This window comes from Floridaenema fluviatile BLCC-F154, from assembly GCF_041929135.1.
GTDB classification, from domain to species: Bacteria; Cyanobacteriota; Cyanobacteriia; order Cyanobacteriales; family Aerosakkonemataceae; genus Floridanema; species Floridanema fluviatile.
This window is the reverse complement of record NZ_JBHFNS010000019.1, coordinates 144,275-164,791: the sequence shown is the minus strand read 5'-3', so window position 1 is coordinate 164,791 and position 20,517 is coordinate 144,275. Positions and strand designations below refer to the sequence as shown.

The 20,517-nt window shown below is 39.3% G+C and carries 21 protein-coding genes; 5 read left to right on the top strand and 16 right to left on the bottom strand.

What is annotated here, in order from left to right; translation table 11 throughout:
* The first annotated feature begins 23 nt into the window (after positions 1 to 23).
* The 3 genes from ACE1B6_RS04870 (at position 24) to ACE1B6_RS04860 (ending at position 2,741) form a co-directional block, all read left to right on the top strand.
* On the top strand, positions 24 to 1,049 hold the full coding sequence (locus ACE1B6_RS04870) for an NAD(P)H-dependent flavin oxidoreductase (RefSeq protein WP_413256118.1): 1,026 nt from the start codon (positions 24 to 26) through the stop codon (positions 1,047 to 1,049).
* Between the two features lie 21 nt (positions 1,050 to 1,070).
* On the top strand, positions 1,071 to 1,394 hold the full coding sequence (locus ACE1B6_RS04865; RefSeq protein WP_413256117.1) for a YdhR family protein: 324 nt from the start codon (positions 1,071 to 1,073) through the stop codon (positions 1,392 to 1,394).
* Positions 1,395 to 1,472: 78 nt separating this feature from the next.
* Entirely contained in the window at positions 1,473 to 2,741 is a 1,269-nt protein-coding gene (locus ACE1B6_RS04860; RefSeq protein WP_413256116.1) for a glycosyltransferase, read from the top strand.
* A 10-nt stretch (positions 2,742 to 2,751) separates the two neighbouring features.
* Here ACE1B6_RS04860 and ACE1B6_RS04855 read toward each other — a convergent pair whose 3' ends face one another.
* From ACE1B6_RS04855 to ACE1B6_RS04780, 16 genes are all read right to left on the bottom strand, one after another.
* A complete protein-coding gene (locus ACE1B6_RS04855; RefSeq protein ID WP_413256115.1) occupies positions 2,752 to 3,720 on the bottom strand; it encodes a TIGR03885 family FMN-dependent LLM class oxidoreductase in 969 nt (322 codons plus the stop codon).
* Between the two features lie 161 nt (positions 3,721 to 3,881).
* Positions 3,882 to 5,513, bottom strand: a complete 1,632-nt coding sequence (locus ACE1B6_RS04850; RefSeq protein ID WP_413256114.1) for an alpha-amylase family protein — start codon at positions 5,511 to 5,513, stop codon at positions 3,882 to 3,884.
* A gap of 12 nt (positions 5,514 to 5,525) precedes the next feature.
* Entirely contained in the window at positions 5,526 to 5,906 is a 381-nt protein-coding gene (locus tag ACE1B6_RS04845) for a sensory rhodopsin transducer (protein ID WP_413256113.1), read from the bottom strand.
* Between the two features lie 41 nt (positions 5,907 to 5,947).
* On the bottom strand, positions 5,948 to 7,030 hold the full coding sequence (locus ACE1B6_RS04840) for an AI-2E family transporter (RefSeq protein ID WP_413256112.1): 1,083 nt from the start codon (positions 7,028 to 7,030) through the stop codon (positions 5,948 to 5,950).
* The gene (locus tag ACE1B6_RS04835) at positions 6,988 to 7,848 is read right to left on the bottom strand and encodes an HAD family hydrolase (RefSeq protein ID WP_413256111.1); all 861 of its coding nucleotides are present in this window, start codon (positions 7,846 to 7,848) and stop codon (positions 6,988 to 6,990) included. Before ACE1B6_RS04835 ends, ACE1B6_RS04840 begins: the two co-directional genes overlap by 43 nt.
* Before the next feature lie 18 nt (positions 7,849 to 7,866).
* A complete protein-coding gene (locus ACE1B6_RS04830; protein WP_413256110.1) occupies positions 7,867 to 8,601 on the bottom strand; it encodes a ZIP family metal transporter in 735 nt (244 codons plus the stop codon).
* A gap of 59 nt (positions 8,602 to 8,660) precedes the next feature.
* Complete coding sequence (locus ACE1B6_RS04825; protein ID WP_413256109.1) at positions 8,661 to 10,073, bottom strand: Nramp family divalent metal transporter; 1,413 nt, start codon at positions 10,071 to 10,073, stop codon at positions 8,661 to 8,663.
* 159 nt (positions 10,074 to 10,232) lie between these two features.
* Positions 10,233 to 10,460 (bottom strand): hypothetical protein, encoded by a 228-nt coding sequence (locus ACE1B6_RS04820; RefSeq protein WP_413256108.1) that lies wholly within the window; start codon positions 10,458 to 10,460, stop codon positions 10,233 to 10,235.
* Between the two features lie 352 nt (positions 10,461 to 10,812).
* Positions 10,813 to 11,625, bottom strand: coding sequence for a hypothetical protein (locus ACE1B6_RS04815; protein ID WP_413256107.1), 813 nt, complete (start codon positions 11,623 to 11,625; stop codon positions 10,813 to 10,815).
* Between the two features lie 389 nt (positions 11,626 to 12,014).
* Positions 12,015 to 12,635 carry a hypothetical protein gene (locus ACE1B6_RS04810; protein WP_413256106.1) on the bottom strand — a complete coding sequence of 207 codons (621 nt, stop codon included), beginning with the start codon at positions 12,633 to 12,635 and terminating at the stop codon, positions 12,015 to 12,017.
* 9 nt (positions 12,636 to 12,644) lie between these two features.
* Complete coding sequence (locus tag ACE1B6_RS04805) at positions 12,645 to 13,967, bottom strand: DUF2254 domain-containing protein (protein WP_413256105.1); 1,323 nt, start codon at positions 13,965 to 13,967, stop codon at positions 12,645 to 12,647.
* Entirely contained in the window at positions 13,964 to 14,968 is a 1,005-nt protein-coding gene (locus tag ACE1B6_RS04800; RefSeq protein ID WP_413256104.1) for a mechanosensitive ion channel family protein, read from the bottom strand. The genes ACE1B6_RS04805 and ACE1B6_RS04800 overlap by 4 nt, the downstream gene beginning before the upstream one ends.
* A gap of 70 nt (positions 14,969 to 15,038) precedes the next feature.
* On the bottom strand, positions 15,039 to 15,845 hold the full coding sequence (locus tag ACE1B6_RS04795) for a potassium channel family protein (protein ID WP_413256103.1): 807 nt from the start codon (positions 15,843 to 15,845) through the stop codon (positions 15,039 to 15,041).
* Positions 15,846 to 15,965: 120 nt separating this feature from the next.
* Positions 15,966 to 16,115: a hypothetical protein gene (locus ACE1B6_RS04790; RefSeq protein WP_413256102.1), complete on the bottom strand. Its 150-nt coding sequence runs from the start codon at positions 16,113 to 16,115 to the stop codon at positions 15,966 to 15,968.
* A complete protein-coding gene (locus tag ACE1B6_RS04785) occupies positions 16,112 to 17,383 on the bottom strand; it encodes a DUF389 domain-containing protein (RefSeq protein WP_413256101.1) in 1,272 nt (423 codons plus the stop codon). Before ACE1B6_RS04785 ends, ACE1B6_RS04790 begins: the two co-directional genes overlap by 4 nt.
* A 155-nt stretch (positions 17,384 to 17,538) precedes the next feature.
* Positions 17,539 to 18,321 carry an SDR family oxidoreductase gene (locus ACE1B6_RS04780; protein ID WP_413256100.1) on the bottom strand — a complete coding sequence of 261 codons (783 nt, stop codon included), beginning with the start codon at positions 18,319 to 18,321 and terminating at the stop codon, positions 17,539 to 17,541.
* A 284-nt stretch (positions 18,322 to 18,605) separates the two neighbouring features.
* Here ACE1B6_RS04780 and ACE1B6_RS04775 point away from each other — a divergent pair, with 284 nt between their 5' ends.
* Positions 18,606 to 19,685: a YihY/virulence factor BrkB family protein gene (locus tag ACE1B6_RS04775; protein WP_413256099.1), complete on the top strand. Its 1,080-nt coding sequence runs from the start codon at positions 18,606 to 18,608 to the stop codon at positions 19,683 to 19,685.
* A gap of 102 nt (positions 19,686 to 19,787) precedes the next feature.
* A complete protein-coding gene (locus ACE1B6_RS04770; RefSeq protein WP_413256098.1) occupies positions 19,788 to 20,456 on the top strand; it encodes a hypothetical protein in 669 nt (222 codons plus the stop codon).
* Positions 20,457 to 20,517: the final 61 nt, after the last annotated feature.

Genomic DNA, 20,517 nt, shown 5'->3' with positions numbered 1-20,517 from the left:
AATAATTAAAGAGGATAAGCCTTATGTTACACACAGAAATTAGCAAAAACTATGCTTTAAAAGCACCAATTATTTCCGCAGGAATGGCATTTGTTGCCACACCTCCCTTAGCTGCTGCTGTTAGTAATGCCGGAGGAATGGGAATGTTAGGTGCGGCAATGGTGCCACCAGAGGGACTAAAACAAATGATTCAATCAACTCGAACTCTGACGGCAAAACCTTTCGGTGTTGACTTCATTAGTGAATTTGTAACTGATGAACATATCCAAGTTTGTATTACGGAAAAAGTTGCTGTTGTCGTGTTTTTCTGGAGTTTTCCCAAACAAATTTGGGTAGAAAGATTGCAAGCTAATGGGATTCGAGTTTGGATGGAAGTCGGCTCAATTTCCGAAGCGAATCAAGCCAGAGAATTGGGTGTTGATGCGATCGTAGCCCAAGGAAAAGAAAGCGGTGGACATAACAAAGCCGAAGCCAGCACTTTTAGTTTACTTCCCGCAATTTGCCAAACAGTTGCTCCAATTCCTGTTATTGCAGCAGGGGGAATTATTGATGGTAAAAGTTTAGTTGCTGCCCTTTCTTTGGGTGCGGAAGCTGTCTGGTGTGGCACTCGTTTCTTAACAAGTTTGGAAGCAAATGCTCACTCAGAATACAAAACCAAAGTGTTAGATGCAAATGTGGGCGATACAGTCCGAACTACGCTTTTTGGCCCAGAATGGCCTGGACAAAATATGCGTGTAATTCGCAACCGAGTTGTCAAACAATGGGCAGGAAAAGAAGCAGAAGCGGTGAAGTTTGCCTCTACTAATGAAATCATTGGTTCAACAATTATGGATGGACAAACGATACCTTTACCAAAATTTTCTACTATGTTACCTACTCCTGAAACAACTGGAGATTTTGAAGAAATGGCTTTAACTGCCGGAGAAAGTAGCGGCAATATTACAGAGTTAAAACCTGCGGGTGAAATTGTGAAAACGATGCTGAATGAAGCAAAGGAAACAATTCAATCTCGTTTAAGTTCCCTGATTATTTCAGAAGTAACTGTTTGAAGAAAATCGCAAGGAGTTATTATGTCTAACAAAATTTTGCAAATCAACTTTAAGTTTAATCTTTCTGCTTCTGAACTTAAGGAATTATTTTCTCATGCAGTAGATGCGATCGCCAAATTCCCCGGTCTAGTTTGGAAAATTTGGATTATTAACGAAGACCAAAAAGAAGCCGGAGGAATCTACTGTTTTGAAAGTCAACAAGCACTTTCAGCTTACCTCGAAAGCCCAATAGTAGCTAACCTCAAATCTCATCCCGCAATTTCTCAAATCAGCGTTAAACACTTCGATCCTGTAGAAGATTTAACCACAACAACACGCGGCCCAGTCCCCATAAAAACTGCGTAATTTGTAGGGTGCGTTACGTTATTACTAACGCACCATCCACCGCACCAAACTTAATGTATTGAAACTAAAAAAACAGCAATGAAGATTACAATTATTACCGTTGGTTCTCGTGGAGATGTGCAACCTTATATCGCCCTTGGGGTTGGTTTACAAAATGCTGGCTACACTGTTAGATTGGCAACTCACGACACTTTCAAAAGCCTAATTATTAGCTACGGATTAGACTTTTTTCCAGTTAGCAGTGATATTCAATCAATCACTCAAAGCGAAACTGGCAAACAACTAATTGAAGCTGGAGGAAATCCGTTTACAGTTTTAAAACGCTTGAGTAAAGCATTTGAACCGATCATGGAAAGCATTTTAAAACAGAGTTGGATTGCTTGTCAGGATGCGGATTTAATTATCAGTGGTAGCATTGCTTTTTGGGGTTACGATATTGCCGAAAAATTAGGTATTCCTTTTGTTTTTGCATCATTACAACCCATTTATCCGACTAAAAGTTTTATTAATCCGTTATGTCCACCTTGGTTGCATTTGGGCGGATGGGTGAATCGACAAAGCTACATTTGGATTAGCCAAATTCTCTGGCAATTATTTCGTAATCCTGTCAATCGATGGCGTGTTGAAACATTAGGAAAACCATCAGATAATCAATGTTTATTTTTAACAGATGAATGGGATAATGTTCAGAAACTCTTCGGTTTTAGTCCTTCTGTGATTTCGAGTCCAAAAGATTGGAACGAATCATGTCACGTTACGGGATATTGGTTTTTGGAAACTCCCGATGATTTTGAACCACCTCCCGGACTTCTCGACTTTCTGGAAGCAGGAAAACCGCCGATTTATATTGGTTTTGGTTCGATGGCAAGTCGTAATCCTGAACAAATGACTACGATCGCTCTACAAGCCCTAGAAAAAACTCAACAACGTGGTATTTTACTTACAGGATGGGGAGGAATTAGTAATACAAATTTACCGAATTATGCTTTTAAGTTAGAATCAATTCCTCATGATTGGTTGTTTCCCAAAATGAAAGCGATCGTTCATCATGGTGGCGCAGGAACAACAGCAGCAGCGTTAAAATCGGGCATTCCTTCTGTTGTGATTCCCTTCTTTAGCGATCAACCATTTTGGGCCGATCGCATTACCAAATTAGGCGTAAGTCCTACCCCAATTCCCAAACAAAAGTTAACAGCAAATCGGTTAGCGAATGGGATTCAAAAGGCGATCGCAGACAACACAATACGTCAACGTGCAGCCCAATTTGGGGAAACAATTCGCGCCGAGAATGGCATGGGGGAAGCTGCCAAAATTATCAGAAATTTACAGTTTGCGGGAGGTAAATAGAATTGAGCGTTTAATTTGAAGTTAATTCTGGCAAAACTTTAGCACCAAACACTTCAATGAACTGCTCTTGTTCCCGGTTAACATTATGTAAAATCAGTTCATTGAAACCTAGTTCAATATCTTTTTGTAACCACTCAATATGCTGCTGTGGATCTGCCGAAACCCGAACGTGATTAAATAATTCTTCTGGTTGAACAAATTCCCCAGCAGCATCAAATTGAGCCGGAGTAATTAGTTCGGTTAACATCTTGCTTTTGAAAATATTATTACGCCATTGGTGATAAGCACCTTGTAATGCTTTCTCCTCAGAATTATCATAAGAAAGCTGTACTTTTAAAATCATTGGCTTGCCTTCTCCACCACCTCGACGAAAGGCATCAACGACTTTTTTTAACTTTTCTGGTGGGCGAGAAGTGGTAATTAATCCATCTGCCCAACTTCCCAACCATTCAGCAGTTTCGGGAGTAATTGCTGCCCCAATAATTGCGGGAAAAATTTCTGGGCGAGTGTAAAGTTTTGCCTCTTCAACTGTTACTAAACCGTGATGGGTAACTGTTTCTCCTGACCAAAGAGCGCGGATAATATCAACACATTCTTTTAAACGGGCGTTGCGATCGCCTTTTGTCGGCCATTTTTCCCCAGTAATATGTTCATTAACTGCCTGACCGCTACCCACAGTTAACCAAAAACGATTGGGAAACATTTCCGCTAAAGTTGCCGCAGCTTGGGCAATAATTGCCGGATGATAACGTTGTCCGGGAGCACAAACAACTCGATAAGAAAGTGTTGGCGTTGCCTGCATTGCTGCACCTAACCAAGACCAAGCAAAACCACTTTCTCCTTGCGCTTCTGACCAAGGATGAAAATGGTCTGAAGAAAGCGCCAAAGTAAACCCAGCTTGTTCTGCCAATTGCACATTTTTTAGTAATGTACTGGGTTTAAATTGTTCGTGTGACGAGTGATAACCAATGTTAGCCATAATTTTCAGTTGTCAATTGTTAATAGGAGAAATGCAAAATTCAAAAAGTTGTAGTTGTAGTGTGCGTCAGAAATTTTCATCCTCATACTCTCGATCGAATTTATGGTCTGACGCACCCTACTAATTGGGCTTGAACCTTTACCCCGTTCCCAGTCCCCTAATTAACACATTCGGTTAACTCGAAACCAACGATAACCGTAGCCTGATAAAGGAACAGAACTCAAATCTCCATCAAGGGAATCATATTGCCGATCGCCAAATAAGTCGAACAAATGAGTGTAATTATTCGCTTTCAGCGACACTCTACAGGGTTGGTCAGCCAAATTATGTAAAGCAATAACTGTCTTACCTTGCCACTCACAACAATGAGCGAAAACCGCAGGTTCATCAGTGTCTAAAATTGTCCATTCGCCCCAACCAAATTCTGGGCATTGTTTGCGAACTCGAATTGCCCGTTCCATCCAATTTATTAATGAATTAGGTTCCAGTTGTTGACGAGTAACATTCACTTTTTTATAGCCATATTCTCCGCCTTTAATTGTTGGTCGAGTCAATCGATCTGGTTCAGCTTGAGAAAAACCTCCGTTCTTTTCATCTGACCATTGCATCACTGTGCGAACACTATTTCGGTCTTCTAAAGACAAATCATCGCCCATCCCAATTTCTTCACCGTAACGGACTAAAGGTGTACCGGGAAGGGTGAAAAGTAAGCTGTAAACTAATTCAATTTGACAGCGATTTCCACCCATCATAGGTGCTAATCTGCGGCGAATTCCATGCCCGTAAAGCTGCATATTTTCTTCCGGTGCAAAGGCAGCGAAAATTTCCTGTTGTTCCGATTCGCTAATGCGATCGAGCGTTAATTCATCATGATGGCGAACAAAATTTAACCATTGACAAATCCCTGGACTTTTCGGCAGTGTTTTCAACCCATCTCGCAGAGTATTTGCATCTTTTCGCGCCAATGCCAAAAACATATACTGATTCAACAAAAAGTTGAATAGTATGTGCATTCTGTCACTTTCACCGAAATATATAGGAATATTTTCTGAGGAAACATTTGCTTCAGCTAACAACACCGCATCACCTCGACGTGACGCTAAAAACCTGTGCATTTCTCCCAAAAAACCTTCTAATTCTTCAGGATTAGCACCTTCAATGCCAATTCCTTTAATTAAAAAAGGAGCCGCATCAATGCGAAATCCAGACACACCAAGTTCTAGCCAAAATCCCATAATTCGACAAATTTCTTCTCGCACTTTGGGATTGCCAATATTCAAATCTGGCTGTTCTTTGTAGAAGTGATGCAGATAGAAAGCTTCGGCTTTTTCGTCATATTCCCAGATACTATCCTCGGCATTGGGAAAGGCGAGTAACCCTGGCTCAAAATCTTTCGGCGGGTTTTCTGTCCATACATAGTAATCGCGATATCTGGAGTTTTTATCGCTACGTGCTGCTTGAAACCAAGGATGTTGAATTGAGGTGTGGTTAACTACTAAATCAATAATTACTCGAATTCCTCTTTCCTTCGCTTGGTGCATGAATTCAACAAAATCTCCCAGCGTTCCTAAACGTGGATCGACACCGTAATAATCCATGACATCGTAACCATTATCTCGATTAGGAGAAGGATAAAAAGGTAGTAACCACAAACAAGTAATTCCTAATCCAGATAGATGATCTAAGCGATTAGTAAGTCCTGGAAAATCACCGACACCATTATCATCTGAATCTAAGAAAGTCTCGACATCGAGAGAGTAAACAATTGCGTTTTTGTACCAATGATTTTGCATGATTTACTGTTTTTAATTACTGCTGGAATATGCGATCGTACTAAGTAAAGCGTTCTCCGATTGCCGGGAATCTAGTCGTGTATGTTGCACCACAATTGGCACATCAGAAATAAATACGCTAGCGTAATCGGTATCACGAGGAATTGGTTCAGGATCGGTTAAATCATTAAAGCGTAAATGCAATGTCCGTCTGGCGGAAACTGTTACCCGATAAGGGCCTACAGGTTCTTTGTCTTTGAAATAAATGGTGATTTCTACATGAGCATCTTGTTCTCCAGTATTCAACAAACAAGCGGTTTCATGACTAGTAAATTGCGGTTCGGGGCCATTACCGTAAGCAGGAATGTAGCCTTCTGCGATCGCCCAACAAGTATTCCCAATTGCTTTGCTCATAATTTAACTCCTTGCTAGTAAAATTTGAAATTTAATCTCAATTAGCGTGCTGTTTCCCAACGATCCAACACATCCTTAATTACAACTTCTCTAACCCAAGTTTGCAGCACAATCAAAATTGGTAAGGCTAAAAACAAACCTAAAAATCCAAAGAAAACTCCAAAAGCTGTCAAAATAGCTAAAGTATAAGCTGGTAATAAGGACACCTGCTTTTCCATCACTATAGGAGTAACAAAATTACCTTCAATTTGTTGAATTAAAGTATAGAGTACAATGACAAAAACAGCTTTTATTGGAGAATATAACAAAGCCAGGAACATGGGCGGAACTACACTTAAAATTGCTCCAATATAAGGAATTAAAGCGAGAATAGTTGCTAAAAGTCCATTAACAAAAGGCAAAGGCACATCTAAAAACCATAACCCAATAGTTGAAGTTATGCCAATAAAAATCATACTTAAAGCTACTCCTTTTAACCAGCCGATTAAACCTTTTTCACATTCAGTAAGAATCTGATCTACTCGCCGACGATAAAATGCCGGAAACAGGGAAATAAAGACATTTCGATAAGGTTTGGGATTGACTAAAAGCATGATTGTTAAAACAATAATTAATAAAAAGTTAAGCAGTAAAGCTAGAGAATTTGATAAGACAAGATATAAATGAGTAACTACCCAACTAAAAAGTTTTTGTAATTGTAAACTTAAATCACTAAAACTAGGAACATTATTAATAAATTGACTGGGAACTCTTGCTTGCAGCGAAGTAGTCCAAGTTTCAATTTGATCTATTCCATAAGGAATTAGCTGAACCAATTGCTGTAATTGTTTGGTTAAAGGCGTGAAAATTAAGAAAAAACATAAAAGTGTAATTGTGATTACCATGCCCACAGTTAAGCCAAGAGCAATACCTCTTTTTGCTCCTGACTGTTGCAATCGTTTCACTACTCGATTAAGAGCAGTTGCGAAAACGACAGATGTGAAAAACATGAGAATTATCTCTCTAATTTGCCAGAGGATATAGAGAGATACAACTAAGACGAAAAAACCAATCCACTTTCCGAAATTCATAAAGCCGCCTTTTACTCGCCAACGCTTAATTGTGCTAAAGAAATTTGTTTGCACATACTTTCTACAGCTAAAGTAAGAGAGCGCATTAATTCCGAATTCTCCTCATATTCTGCGGGAGCTAAGTTAACAACTCGCTGACTTTCAGAAATACCAAGTTCCCGGCTCCATGCTTCGGCTGTACTATTTTTATGTACCCCAATTGCTACCCCTCGCTCTTCATTTAACAGGGAAAAACAGGGAATATCAGATGCTCCATCACCCACATAAATAACTTGGGATAAGGGAATGCGTAATTCTTCTTGTGGTAAATCCCGATAAACGTAACTTTTTCCATTATTTTGATGATCGTCATCTCCTTTAGCTAACTGGAACAAATAGCGGGTTTTTTCTGTGTGAGTGACAAGCTTTTTCATAAATTCTATACCGCCTTTTTCGTTGTAGTGAAACTCACAACCCCACATGGCTTTAAACTCAGAAGCAATGCAATTATGACGGGCTACTTCTACCATGCCACAAGTGATTAAATAAAACTCAATTTCTACTTTGGGGTTGATTTTTTTAGCACTTTTTCGCAGGCGATCGAACATTTCAGAAACACCTTTAAAAGGAGCTAATTTTCTGCCAAATTCGGCAATGTATTCCTGAGTTATTTTATGATTTTGTCGTTTTGATTCAGCAATCAAAGCGTAAAATCGAGCCATGATGTTATCCCAACCTTGATTAACTAGAGGTTGAATTTGTTGTTGCCGAAATTCTTGATGATCGATCGATAAACTTTCCAGCAAATTATCGACCGTATCTGGTACGAGAGTATCATCGAAGTCAAAGACAACAGCGATGTAATTAGAAAGGGGTTTAGTTGCGAGAGACATATTAAGCACCAAGTATTGTTAGCCTAAATAAATCGAAAGCAGGGCAAATAATGCAAAACCTCCTACAAAAGTAAATGTTTCTTTATAAGTTTCTTTTTCTTTAGCAACTGCTTCGGGAACCATATTTTCAATTACTACTGTTGTGAGTATTCCTGCTGTAAAAGCAAGCAATACAAACTTAATTAATTCTGATTGACCACGTACTGTCCAATAGCCAATAGTTGTGCCTAAAAGAGTAGGTAATAAAAAACCCAAAAATACGATTCGGCGTTGTTTTCGGGAAACACCTTTTTCTTTAAAACTAGCAAGGGTGACTAATCCTCCGGGAATGTTAGCCATTATTTGACCTAAAGCTAAAATTAAACCTAATCCAAAAGCAATGCTAGAACCAGTTCCTACCATTAGTCCATCGCTGAACAAATCTACTCCTACACCTAAAAAAATTAACCAAGCTGTTGCTTTTTTCTTAACTTTATTCACCCGGTTTTGTATCCATTTAATTAACCAACGAATGACAACGAAAAAGCCACCTCCACCAACAAAAGCTAAAATCACTAACCAAGGGGGATTTGCTTGCAAAATTTGCGGCATTAGTTCGACTCCAACAACTGCTAAAGCGATACCTGCGGCTGCATGAAGAGCTAAACTCAAGTTACGGTTGGATAGGGCTAAATATTCGGCCCACCATCCTCCTAAAATGCTGCCGATCGCAGGTAATGTAGATAAAGCTAAAGCAATCAGATACTCGGTCATTTATTCCCCATTTCGCTCTTTATTTAAGTAACTACTATTGACAGTAATTTTTACTATTTTTAACCTCCACTACCTGAACCAATAACACCTGTTAGTTGCAACAGATAAATTACAGCGAATACGGCAAAAAATAGCCCAGCAATTACAGTTCCACCCAAAGACAATTTAGAGGGTTTTAGTTCTTTGGGTAACATTCGATGATTTAAATAAAGCGTTAATCCGGTAACAACTGGAATATGTGCCGCTTCAATTCCTCCTGCTAATTGAAGTAACCCAACTGGTTGACCAAAAATTAGGTAAATTGCGATCGGTAAAGCTGCCACTAAGACAATAATGTAGGTTTTTTGCAGTAACTTTTCATTTGTCCAACGACCGCGCACCCCAAAGCCTTGTAAGATGATTTGAGTGCCATCAGCAAACATTCTGCCAAAGCCATCTTGAACCGAAAGAGTAGTACTACAAAAGGTAATAAAAACGATCGCAATCATGAACCAAAAACCAAATGGTCCCCAAAGATCGCCTAATAAATTACCTAAAGTTTCTGCCACTTGATTTTCTTGCGGAACTAACCCTTGAGGACGCAGTAATTCTCCGCCAAGAATCAAGAAAGCTAAAGCTGCTAACAGCGCACCAACAACCGCTAAAGTGTTAGATAAAGTCATTAACGTTACCCAACCACGCAAGCGTTTTTTCTCTTCATTACTAATTTGATCGGCTTGAAGAGGTTGTTCTTGATTTAATCCAGCAGCACCATATCCTCTAGCTTCTACCCAATAGGAATACCACATTAATCCGGCGGCTCCTGCTAACATAAAACCTAGCCAAGGTAGAATTTCTTGATATTTCACATCGGCAGGTATTTGCGGAACCAAACCAGCGGCTAATTCTCTGACATTGGGAAATACCAGAGTAGCCGCAACAACAACTGCAATTGTCCGAGCAATACCAATATAAGATGAGATTTTTTCTACTACGTTATATTGCCCCAAAAAAACAATTGCTGCGGTGACTAAGATAATAATTACCGTCCAAAGTTTGACCGTTCCTCCTGTTACTAAAATTAAGGCAGTAGCGGCGGCTCCTGCAAGTCCGGCAACAGTGGCGATCGCTACAAAAAATTGTGGCACTAAAATCAACCAAATTGCCCAATTTTTCGGCCCCGGAAGTCGTTTAAAACCTTCCAAAATTGTCGCCCCCGTACACACTGAAAACCGCCCAACTTCTCGGTTAATAAACCACTTCAAAATCACAGCTGCTAGTAACGCCCATAACAACGAATAACCGTAAAATGCGGCAATTCTCGGAGTAAAAAGTAACTCACCAGAACCAGCAGCTGAAAGCATCCATAAAAAACTCGGCCCTAACCATAAAAAGCGTGTCCATCCTCTTGGTGCTTCGGGTATTAATTCTTGGTTTTCCTGTTGTTCATTACCTGTATTTACTGAGGCAGAAGCTTGATTTTTTTTTGTCATTTTTGTGCCATCTCCTGATGTTCTTGAGATTGATTTTGCGAACTCCGATCGTTCTTATTTTTCCAATGCAACCAGAGCAATATACCGCCAACTACTGCGAAAATAATGTTTAACCAGAAGGTGTACCCTGACTCTGCTAATTGTCTCGGAAACCAAAATTTAGTAATGATATAAGCGTAAATAATCAGATGAAGAAATAAACCCAAAAAGACCTGCTAATATTGCCTGTTTTGCTCCACGTTTACCAAGTATTCTCGCCATTTGAGAACGAGTGACAATTACCTGAATTGCCGCCGAAACTGTATATCCAAATACCAGCGCCCAAAATGCTTTCCAAAGAATGCCTGCACTGGTAATTAATGCGGAAAGAATTTGGTCAAACATCATTTATTTCGTTCTCTGATACACAAAAAATAGAGAGTTTTAAGACTTACGCAAAAAACCCAGTTTTTGGGTAAAATCGTAGGTTTAGACGAGCGAGGTTAACGTAGAAGCCGAGTTTTTGGCTCTGTGTGAGTAAGTCCTGAGTTGTTCTCCCCTGTTAGAATAACTGTGATTATTAGTATCAGCCTCTACTAAAGGAAAGGTTAAATTTATATCTCAAGGTAGAGTTATATTTCCGGTTACTCCAAACTTTACTTATAAAACTGTTTGTTTAAATTACAAAAAACAAAGAGGTAAGCAAGAAAGGAACTTCTACTACTTTCCTTTCCTACTTACTCAAGTTATAATTTATGCTTTATTGAGCAACGGCAGAAGGATATACCCCTGTAGAAATTAACACAGGTTTGTTTCTGTATTTTGCTTCTAGTTCTCTTCTCACATTCAAGTCCCAAGTTATGTCATAGTCTCGCTCAATTTCTGTCACTACAAACGGACGTACAACACCAGTGACAACTACTTTTCCCCCATCATTAATCGCTGTTACAGGAGTGGTGTGAAGTACTAACAAATCTTCTCCACCAACTAATTTCTCTTCATCCAATGTGAAGGTATTTGGGCCAGTAACATTTTCAACTTCACCCGCAATGGCAACCGTTTTCCCATAAAATTGGGCAGGATTTTCAGTAACTTCACCCGGATTGGGAGCTAAAGCCAATGATTGAGCAATAAGTGCTGGTTTTCTCTCGAACTCTGCGTATAGGTTCGGGTCTAATGTTAAATTGTACTCGCGCTCGAGATCGGCAATTACAAAGTTGCGAACTGTACCTGTTACCTGAATTTCTGTAGCGTCATTTTCAGGCAGTAGAAAAGGTTGTCCTGAAGCATTAATCACTAGAATTGGTTCGCTACCAAAAAACTGTTCATCGCTAACGGTAAAAGATGCTGTGCCTATTTTTCTTAAAGGTTCACTTCTTATTGTTACTGTTCTACCAATCAGTTGATTAGTGTTATCACTTACTTCTTCAGTGGTAACATTTGTGGGAGCATTAGGAAGGTTAACTGTTTCCTGTTCGTTGGCGCAAGCAGGAAGCAATACAGCTGCTAATGCTAAGGCAAAAATCTTCTTCGGTTCTAGGATTTTTTTAACTATGTTAATTCTCTTGTTCATAGATTTTGATCCTCCTTAAATTTTTCTGTGAATTTGCTGAATAGGTTAGTTTCGCTGCTGTAATTTAGCTAGCAAATCTAACTTTTGCTGACTTTATATGACAACAAATTTTTTTTCTCTGCTAACTTCATTAGTTGGCAGATTGCTATTAATTTTTCGCAGGTTTATTTGACCTACAAGTTTATGGTACATTCCGGGACTATAATAGTCCTATAACCCTTGACTTAAAACTCTGCTGATCTAAAGAATTAGAATTAATATGGCAGTTTAATATTTTCTGTCGATCATCTATCTGGCGAAGTAAATCGACTGAGTATGTCGTAAATTTTAATGTTTAATAACTACAGATTAATCCTGATTACCAAGAGCTTTTAAATAGTTATTGATACTTAATGCCTATTGTGTTCATTTGCTCTGCGTAAGTTATTATGCTGATTTACTGAATTTCGATCGCGATTTGTCCATTCTTGCAAAGCCCAAAGACTAACAAAAGCTGCTACAATTGCCCCTAAAGTATCCATGACCAAATCGATAATTGTGTCGTTTAAACTTCCAATTATTTGAGTCGAAAGAATTTTCCCAGCTGACCATTCCGTAATTTCCCATAAAGCACCGATCGCAATCCCAAAACTAGCAATTGTTAACAAGTACAAAACTGTATGTTGCCGGAAAATTGTCAACATTCGCTGATATACCAAAAAACTCACTGCTAAAGTAATGGCAAAGGTAGTAAAAGCATGAACAATTTCATCATAAAGTCCAGGCATCCCAAACAAACCCCAAACCCAACCAGCGGCATTTAATAAAGCTGCTAAAACAAATAAAAAATCAAATAATGTCGGCAATCGATCTTCTTGAATTACAAACACTAAAGATGCGATTAAAAAACCACCAAGAGTAACTACATTCCACCAATTACCTTGAACTGCTGCAAAGATAACCGCTATTGTTAATAACCCTTGTCCTACCCATGCTGCTTGACGATAACCCCGCCATTTTACACTAAGCATAATTTTCTCCTAACTTTCGATCGCTTTAATCACTCTTTGATACTTCTCTTGTACTTGCAAACAATCTTCTTCTTCAGATAACCCTTCTCGACTACCTCGAAAAATCATTTCTGCGTGTTTATGTAGGTGATATTTATATTTGGAGTTTTCCGTATAACTAGCAATAGTAGCTAATGATTCTAGCAATTTTAAATTAACAGCTAAGTCTGAGTTACCGTATAACCTAATTTGACTAAAAGCTCGATCGACTATTTCATTAAAACCTGTAGTTTCAGCAATTATTCGCAAACTATTGTCTCGATCGTAACGGTAAGAAGAAGGGAATTTTCTTTGGCAAAGATGAGACAGTCCAGAGGTAATGCGATCGATACAACGAATTGCAGTAAAAGGATCGTTAATCCCAGGAGAAAGGGCACGCATTGCAATTTCTACCAATTGAGCGATCGGAAATTCGATATCTTGTTGTTCTGTGCGTTCTTGGCCTAAAATAAATACTTTATCTACTTCGTTGAGAACTTTTTGATTTACTCGTTGATCGGGGTAACTCATTACTAGAGTTTCCCCTTGAATTATAAATTCCCCTGGTCGAAATTCCAAGCGTAACAACAAATCATAATTACAAGCAATTTTCATCAGTCGTTCATTATCAATAGCTTGTAAATAACCTGTTTTAGTAGCTGGAATTGGGTAGGCTACGGTAGCAAAATTTTGGGGGATTTCAGCAACTATCCGTTCTGGTTTAGCTTCACCTTTTCCAATTTTTTCAGGATACAAATTATCGATCGTTCTGTGTAAATCCCTACTCACATCCTGAATTACATGAGATGCTTGAATAATTGTGGAAGCATGATGAATAAAGAAAATTAGGACAGCAATACTGGCGATTGCTAATAAAATTGCTATTGTTATTGAAAGCTGTGGTACAAATAACTTGTAATCTTCTCCGCGCACTGTTCGCAGAATTAGCAAACAGTAAATGAATGTGCCAATAAATGTTCCTAAAACAATCTGATTTCCCGTATCTTGCATGAAATTTCGTAGCAGTCTAGGGCCAAAATTAGCAGATGCTAATTGTAGCGCCACAATAGTAATAGAAAAAGCCGTAGCTGCCACACTTACCATTGAACCTGCGATCGCCGAAAGTAGCGATCGCGCCCCCTCTGGCCCACCCGTATAAATCCAACTCCATTCCTCCATTTTTACCTTATCCATCCGGTCAAGAGTTAGGGTAGAAAATGCTAAAATAATTCCCCCTAAAACCATCACCGATGGTAAAAACCAGTAGCTAGAATGCAGCGAATCCCAGATTTTTTTCAACTTAACATTTTTCATGACTTATTATTCGGTGAAGGTTGATTATTACCATTTTTCTGAGTCTGTAATTCAACTAATTTTCGTAAAGAACCGCCTATGCTGCGAGGTTTTGGCGCTTCATTTCTGCCAGCAGGCCAACCTTCTCTTTGACGAGCGCGATCGCCATCTGTCTCCTCTGTTTGGTCATGAAACAAAATTTGTTGCGTCGGAAATGGCAGATCGATTCCGTTAGCAGTCAGCTTATTTTTAATCCCAGTTAAAACTTTATCTTGCAACTCCAAAGCATCAGATCTTCGCGGAGGTTGAATCCACCAACGAGCGCGAATATTCACACTACTTTCAGCTAAATCTACTACAATTGCATCCGGTGCAGGTTCTCTTAAAACATCTTGGATTTCATACATTGCCTCCAGAATTAATTGTCTAGCTTGTTCAATATCATCACCGTAACCAATGCCAATGTCGTATTCCATTCTTCGGTTTTCAAAAGCAGTATTAACCGTTACTGAATTAGTAAAAAGTTCCGAATTTGGAATTACTATCCGTCGCCCATCATAAGTTCTAATTGTTGTCGCTCTGGTTTCGATATGTTCGACAGTTCCCTCAAAATTCTTAAATACAATTTGGTCATTAATTTGAAACGGTTCTGTTAACAAAATTAAAATTCCCGCTAGAAAGTTTTGCAAAATATCCCGAAAAGCAAAACCAATTGCTACCCCACTAATTCCTAATAGCTGCACCAAATCGTTAGCTTTTATCGAAGGAATCACAATTGATAGAGCCACAAACAACCCCACCAAAACAATAACACCCTGCGCTAACCTTCCTAACACTAATCCTAAATTTCGTGCTTGACGACGATTGCGTGTTATATGTCTGACTATTCTTTTAACCGATCTACCAACAAAGAAGAAAATTAAAAAGACGATAAAACCGATCGCAATATTCGGTAACAGAGCTAAGAAATCATTAATCATGCTCTGCAACTGTTGCCAAGCTGCCGATATTTTTATATTCATTTCACTTCCTAACTCATCAGTTACTACTGCTGTTATAAGCAAAACCAGCAAGTTAAAAATCTACCAGAAGTCAGTAATTTGAATCTCGGTTTACTAAAGTTTGGATTTCCTGACGTAAAGCCGCAATTTCCTTTTGTAATGCCGCAACTGACTTTGCTCCTGCTATCTCACCTTCCTCACTATCAGCATCACGACCAATAAAAAATGTCGCAATTGTAGCAGTCACATAACCAAAAACCGCAGAGGCATATAGCGCCAATAAAAAACAAAGTACTCGACCTTCAGCAGTTTTTGGCGAATATTCCGAACCCATAGTTGTAATTAACATCGCCGTCCACCAAAGAGCGTTACCATAACTTTTTAATCCAGATTCATCAGCAACTTGACTTTCAAAAGCATACATTCCAGCTGCACCCATTAAAGCAACAATTATAGTTAATCCCAACACATAACCAAAACCTCGACGATGAACCGTTGCTGCTAAAGCTTTCATTCCTTGATTAGTTCGAGACATTACTCTTAATAATTGCAATCCTCGCACAGCACGAACTGTTCGCACAAACCGAAAAATCCGAAAAATTCGCAACGCTGGTAACATCAGTGAAAGCGCAGTTAACCAGTTTCTTCGCAAATAAGCAACTTTACGAGGCGCTAAACTAAACTCCAGCAAGAAATCCACAATAAAAATAATCCAAATAGTAATGCTAACCGCATCTAATATTGGTGTCAAACCCCAAATTAACTCGATAATAAATAACAACAGCCAGACCAAAGCTAAAATTAACATTGGCATTTCTAGCCAATCTTCTAATTGTTGCAGAATTTCATTTCGCTCTTGTTCTAAAGCTTGTTTTTCCTCTAAATTTAAATTGCTCATAACTTCAATTATTCAACATAGTGAGACAACCTAGAAATTCCCGGTTTTTTCCCAAAACGTTGCCCATAAAATTTAGTAAAAGGTACAGCAATAGAACCATGCACAATTATTGAACCGCAATTAATGCTCCACTCCCAAACCCAAAGCAAGTATCGGGTTAGACAGCCAAAGACGTTCTTTAAAAAAACCAGAAAACAACCCTAATAACATTACTAAACCGCCCAAAGAAAGTAGGGCAATATTAATTTCGGTTGCACTTAAATAATTCATGGTTCCAGCACATTTACACTAACCAAAGGTGTAACATTAAAACCTTTTTCCTGTAAGCGGTTTTGCACAGCGCGAGTAATGCGTTGCTGAATTTCTGTATCTGACAGCTTTACCCCAGGTTTACGTTGCACATAAACAACAGAAAGCAGCGTATTTTGTCCGGGAATTTCCGGTCGAGTGAAGCGCACATTTGATTCAACTAATTGAGCTAAACCTACTTCCTGAATCGCCTTTTCTACTTGCACATTGGCACGTTGGGCACGAGTAGAACGTTCCAAACTCGGAGAATTGAAAAATTGCCAAGTTAAAAGTCCGACAAGGGCAATTAAAGTAACACTTAAAGCAGCTGGAAAAACTCCCTTTTTTCCTCGATCGTAACGACTTCCTTTAGTAGATAAACCAAAAATGCGGAATAAAATCGCAGCTGTTAAATTGATACCGCATAATTGCAGAAATAGCAAAAATAATCCACCTTTGACTAAATCCCATCTGCCTAGAGCAGTTGCCATTCCTACAATACCCGCTGGCGGTGCTAAAGAAGCCGCAACTAACATTCCCGTTGCTGCACCAGAAACTAAACTGCTACGCTCTGATTGCACTAAATTTAACGCTCCAGCTGCACCTGCGGCAATGGGTAATAAAACTGCTACTGCCGAAATTTGACTACTATCAATCATCAAAGTGGTAGCAACTTCTTGTTGCAGTATTAAACTGAGGAAAAAGGCGATCGCAATCGTTACCCCTAACGCACTAAAATAACGCAACAAACTGCGCCAAAGCAAAAATCGATCGCCCCTAGCACTAGCAATTGCCACATTCATCGCTGGACCCGCAAACGGTGCTATTAACATCGCCGCAACTAACAAATAACTCGTATTTGTATAAAGTCCAATCCAAACTACAACCCCGGCAACTGCCGCATATCCCAGAAAACCCCGCCAAGAACCAATACTTTGCAAACCCGAAAGAAAAATCTCGATCGGACTACGTTCTTGCACATCCTTAACTTGTTCCGGTGCTTCCGAAGCAGGCGGTTGCAACGCCATCACACCAGTAGGCATTAAACTAACGTGAACTTTTGATAAATTTTCTAACTCTCCTAAAAATTTCTCTACTTTACGATTAGAAACATGAACAATAATTACATCAATTTCCCCCCCATTGTTACTAGCCTCGAATTGAGCCAAATTCGCCCCATCGTAACATTTGGCAAGATCGAGAACCTCTTGTCCTTGTCCTTTTGGTACTTGAATTATTAACTGTCGCATATCACCCGCATCTTACCTTCCCACTGCAAATATTGCGCGTATATGTAGCGATCGCTCTCTAGCTAGAGGCATATTTTCTAATGTTAAGCTGACAAAAAATACAATTTTTCCCGTAATGATTGTTCCTCGCGATCGCGTAACGCACCTCTAAAACTTCATCCTTGTAACAAAGATTCCGCCCCATCAATCCAAATTTCTGTACCGCTAATATGGCTAGAAGCATCACTAGCTAAAAATAACACCAACTGCGCTACTTGTTCCGCAGTTCCCGGTTTACCATCAGTTAAAGGAATATTTCCTTCGGGAAATTCTACAGGTTCTTTTACCTGTTCCAAATTCCGTTGTTTAGTGCTTTCATTAATGTTAGTTTCAATTGCTCCCGGACAAATTACATTTACCCGCACTCGCTGTTCTGCTAATTCCAAAGCTATCATTTTAGTAAAGGCAACTTGCGCCGCTTTAGAACAAGAATAAGCCGTTGCACCAGTATTACTAAAAATTCTTGTACCGTTTACTGAAGAAGTAATAATTACCGAACCACCTTGTTTTTTTAAATAGGGAACAGCATATTTAACAGTTAAAAAAGTTCCCTTCAAATTAACATTTAAAGTTCTGTCCCACTCGGAAGGTTGCAATTCTTCAATTGGTGCCCAAACCCCATTGATTCCCGCATTGGCAAAAACAATATCAAGTCTGCCCCATCGATCGATAATTTGTTGAATTGCCTTTTCCATTGGTTCGGGTTGAGAAATATCAGCAATTAAACTAATTGCTTCCCCGCCATTACTATGAATTTGATTAATAGTTTGGGAAAGATCTTCTTTAGTCAAGGCTAAAGCTGCAATTTTAGCACCTTCTTTTGCTAGCAAATGGGCAGCAGCTTTGCCAATTCCTGAACCTGCACCTGTAATTAGCGCCACTCTTTCTGTAAGTTGCATATTCCCATTTTTAGCTCTAATTTCAGTAAACTATAAGGTTACTTTATTGTCACTCAGTCTAAAGATAGAAGCCGAAACTGGCACAATTAGTAGGGTGCGTCAGAAATTCAAACCTTGATGCTCTCGAGCAGATTTATCGTCTGACGCACCCTACAACTAAAGATAGAAGTCGAACAGGTGATTTATTAAACAGTTTCGCCCTGGGGACAGATGCAGGATTTTAGATAACAGTAGTAAACCAGATATTAAGTTAAAAGTAAAACCCTACATTTCCGTATTAAAAAATGCCACAAACTGTCAATCAGCAACCAACTTCCCGAACTAAACTAAAACAGCTAAATTTTCGGACAATCTGGCAAATTTTGCGACAGACTTTTGATGAATGGAGTGAAGATAAAGCTTCACGTTTGGCAGCAGCTTTAGCTTATTATACGGTTTTTTCTATTGCACCTTTGTTGGTAATTGTAATTGCGATCGCTGGACTGATATTTGGCGAAGAAGCCGCCAGAGGGGAAATTGTTACCCAAATTCAAGGTTTAGTTGGCAGAAGTGGTGCAGAAGTAATTGAAACAGCTATTCAAAACGCTAATCAACCAGCTACAGGAAGCATCGCTTCTATTATTAGTATTGTGGCTTTATTATTTGGTGCTATTGGTGTATTTACTCAACTCCAAGATGCACTTAATACTATTTGGGAAGTTCAACCAAAACCAGGTCGTCCAGTTAAAGGTTTTATCCGGCGTAATGTTTTATCTTTTACAATGGTGTTAGGAATTGGATTTTTATTGCTGGTATCTCTAGTTATTAGCGCCGTTTTAGCTGGAATTAGTACTTATTTTAGTCACTTAGTCCCAGGTTTTGACGTTCTTTGGCAAATAATTAATTTCCTGGTTGCTTTTGCTGTAACTACCCTTTTGTTTGCCATGATTTTTAAATTTCTGCCCAATGTACATATTACTTGGGGAGATGTTTGGATTGGAGCAATAATTACTTCTTTACTATTCAGTATCGGGAGATTTTTACTGGGTTTGTATTTGGGAAATGGTAGTTTTGGTTCGACTTATGGGGCAGCGGGTTCACTAATTATTATCCTGGCTTGGGTTTATTATGCGGCTCAAATATTGTTTTTTGGCGCAGAGTTTACCCAAGTTTATGCGAGAAGATTCGGTTCGCAAATTGTGCCTGATGAACACGCTGTATCGATGACTAGGAACGATCGCATTCAGCAAGGTATTCCCTATAAAGAGGATGTCAATGCTGCTAGCGAATCCGCCGAAAAAAATAGAGCGTATCGACGGCGTTCTCGCAAAATTGGATTGCCAGGATTTATCAGACGTTTAAGTGATAAAAGAAAAGGTCGTTAAATATTCTCTCCCATCAGATAGAAGCCTAATTGATTCCTAACTTCTAAGGTAAGGCTATTAATTCTAACTGCAACAGTACATAACTTAGTCGGAGCTTTTAATATGCAAGTCAATAATAGTTTCACTCAAAAAAGGGGTTGGCTCGGTCAAGTAACTTGTTTATTATTGTTGACAAGTGCGATCGCCGCTTGCGAAAATCAAAACACAGCCGTTAATCCCACTCCCGAAGTCACTCCCACTGTAGTTGTTACCCCTACTCCTGCACCAACTACCGTCGTTGTTACCCCCTCTCCCGTCCCCGCTAATACCATTGTGGCTACTCCCGTACCGTCGCCTACGGCTGCTTCTCCCGGTGCGATCGCCACTCCTGATACTCAAACTACACCCACAGCTAATCCGGTGGCGGGTTCTAGCGAACCAATTACTGATGTCAGCGTCATTACTAATACATCCGACAGACAATCGATTCTCAATAAACAAGTTCAGTTAACAAATGTGACTGTGCAAACTGTGAATGGCGATCGCACTTTTTGGATCGGACAACCCAATGGTCAACCAGTTTTTGTGGTTCTTGAACCACCTTTAGATGCTGGAAGCGCCGAAAATAAAATCGTCATTAAACCAGGACAAACCCTCAATTTAACGGGGGTATTAAAACCGTTACCAACTGACACACAAGCACAACAACAATGGGGTTTGAGTCCTGCTGAAACCCAAAGATTGCAAAATCAAGCTCTTTATTTACAAGCCGGACAAGTTCAATTTCAATAACTCAAAATTTTCATCAGATGATCGACAGCTTTATCTTTAAAATCCTGAAAATTAAGCAAGC

Coding starts and splice junctions, on each gene's coding strand:
- ACE1B6_RS04870 (WP_413256118.1), top strand. CDS start 24: ATGTTACACACAGAAATTAGCAAAAACTATGCTTTAAAAGCACCAATT.
- ACE1B6_RS04865 (WP_413256117.1), top strand. CDS start 1,071: ATGTCTAACAAAATTTTGCAAATCAACTTTAAGTTTAATCTTTCTGCT.
- ACE1B6_RS04860 (WP_413256116.1), top strand. CDS start 1,473: ATGAAGATTACAATTATTACCGTTGGTTCTCGTGGAGATGTGCAACCT.
- ACE1B6_RS04855 (WP_413256115.1), bottom strand. CDS start 3,720: ATGGCTAACATTGGTTATCACTCGTCACACGAACAATTTAAACCCAGT.
- ACE1B6_RS04850 (WP_413256114.1), bottom strand. CDS start 5,513: ATGCAAAATCATTGGTACAAAAACGCAATTGTTTACTCTCTCGATGTC.
- ACE1B6_RS04845 (WP_413256113.1), bottom strand. CDS start 5,906: ATGAGCAAAGCAATTGGGAATACTTGTTGGGCGATCGCAGAAGGCTAC.
- ACE1B6_RS04835 (WP_413256111.1), bottom strand. CDS start 7,848: ATGTCTCTCGCAACTAAACCCCTTTCTAATTACATCGCTGTTGTCTTT.
- ACE1B6_RS04830 (WP_413256110.1), bottom strand. CDS start 8,601: ATGACCGAGTATCTGATTGCTTTAGCTTTATCTACATTACCTGCGATC.
- ACE1B6_RS04825 (WP_413256109.1), bottom strand. CDS start 10,073: ATGACAAAAAAAAATCAAGCTTCTGCCTCAGTAAATACAGGTAATGAA.
- ACE1B6_RS04820 (WP_413256108.1), bottom strand. CDS start 10,460: ATGATGTTTGACCAAATTCTTTCCGCATTAATTACCAGTGCAGGCATT.
- ACE1B6_RS04815 (WP_413256107.1), bottom strand. CDS start 11,625: ATGAACAAGAGAATTAACATAGTTAAAAAAATCCTAGAACCGAAGAAG.
- ACE1B6_RS04810 (WP_413256106.1), bottom strand. CDS start 12,635: ATGCTTAGTGTAAAATGGCGGGGTTATCGTCAAGCAGCATGGGTAGGA.
- ACE1B6_RS04805 (WP_413256105.1), bottom strand. CDS start 13,967: ATGAAAAATGTTAAGTTGAAAAAAATCTGGGATTCGCTGCATTCTAGC.
- ACE1B6_RS04800 (WP_413256104.1), bottom strand. CDS start 14,968: ATGAATATAAAAATATCGGCAGCTTGGCAACAGTTGCAGAGCATGATT.
- ACE1B6_RS04795 (WP_413256103.1), bottom strand. CDS start 15,845: ATGAGCAATTTAAATTTAGAGGAAAAACAAGCTTTAGAACAAGAGCGA.
- ACE1B6_RS04790 (WP_413256102.1), bottom strand. CDS start 16,115: ATGAATTATTTAAGTGCAACCGAAATTAATATTGCCCTACTTTCTTTG.
- ACE1B6_RS04785 (WP_413256101.1), bottom strand. CDS start 17,383: ATGCGACAGTTAATAATTCAAGTACCAAAAGGACAAGGACAAGAGGTT.
- ACE1B6_RS04780 (WP_413256100.1), bottom strand. CDS start 18,321: ATGCAACTTACAGAAAGAGTGGCGCTAATTACAGGTGCAGGTTCAGGA.
- ACE1B6_RS04775 (WP_413256099.1), top strand. CDS start 18,606: ATGCCACAAACTGTCAATCAGCAACCAACTTCCCGAACTAAACTAAAA.
- ACE1B6_RS04770 (WP_413256098.1), top strand. CDS start 19,788: ATGCAAGTCAATAATAGTTTCACTCAAAAAAGGGGTTGGCTCGGTCAA.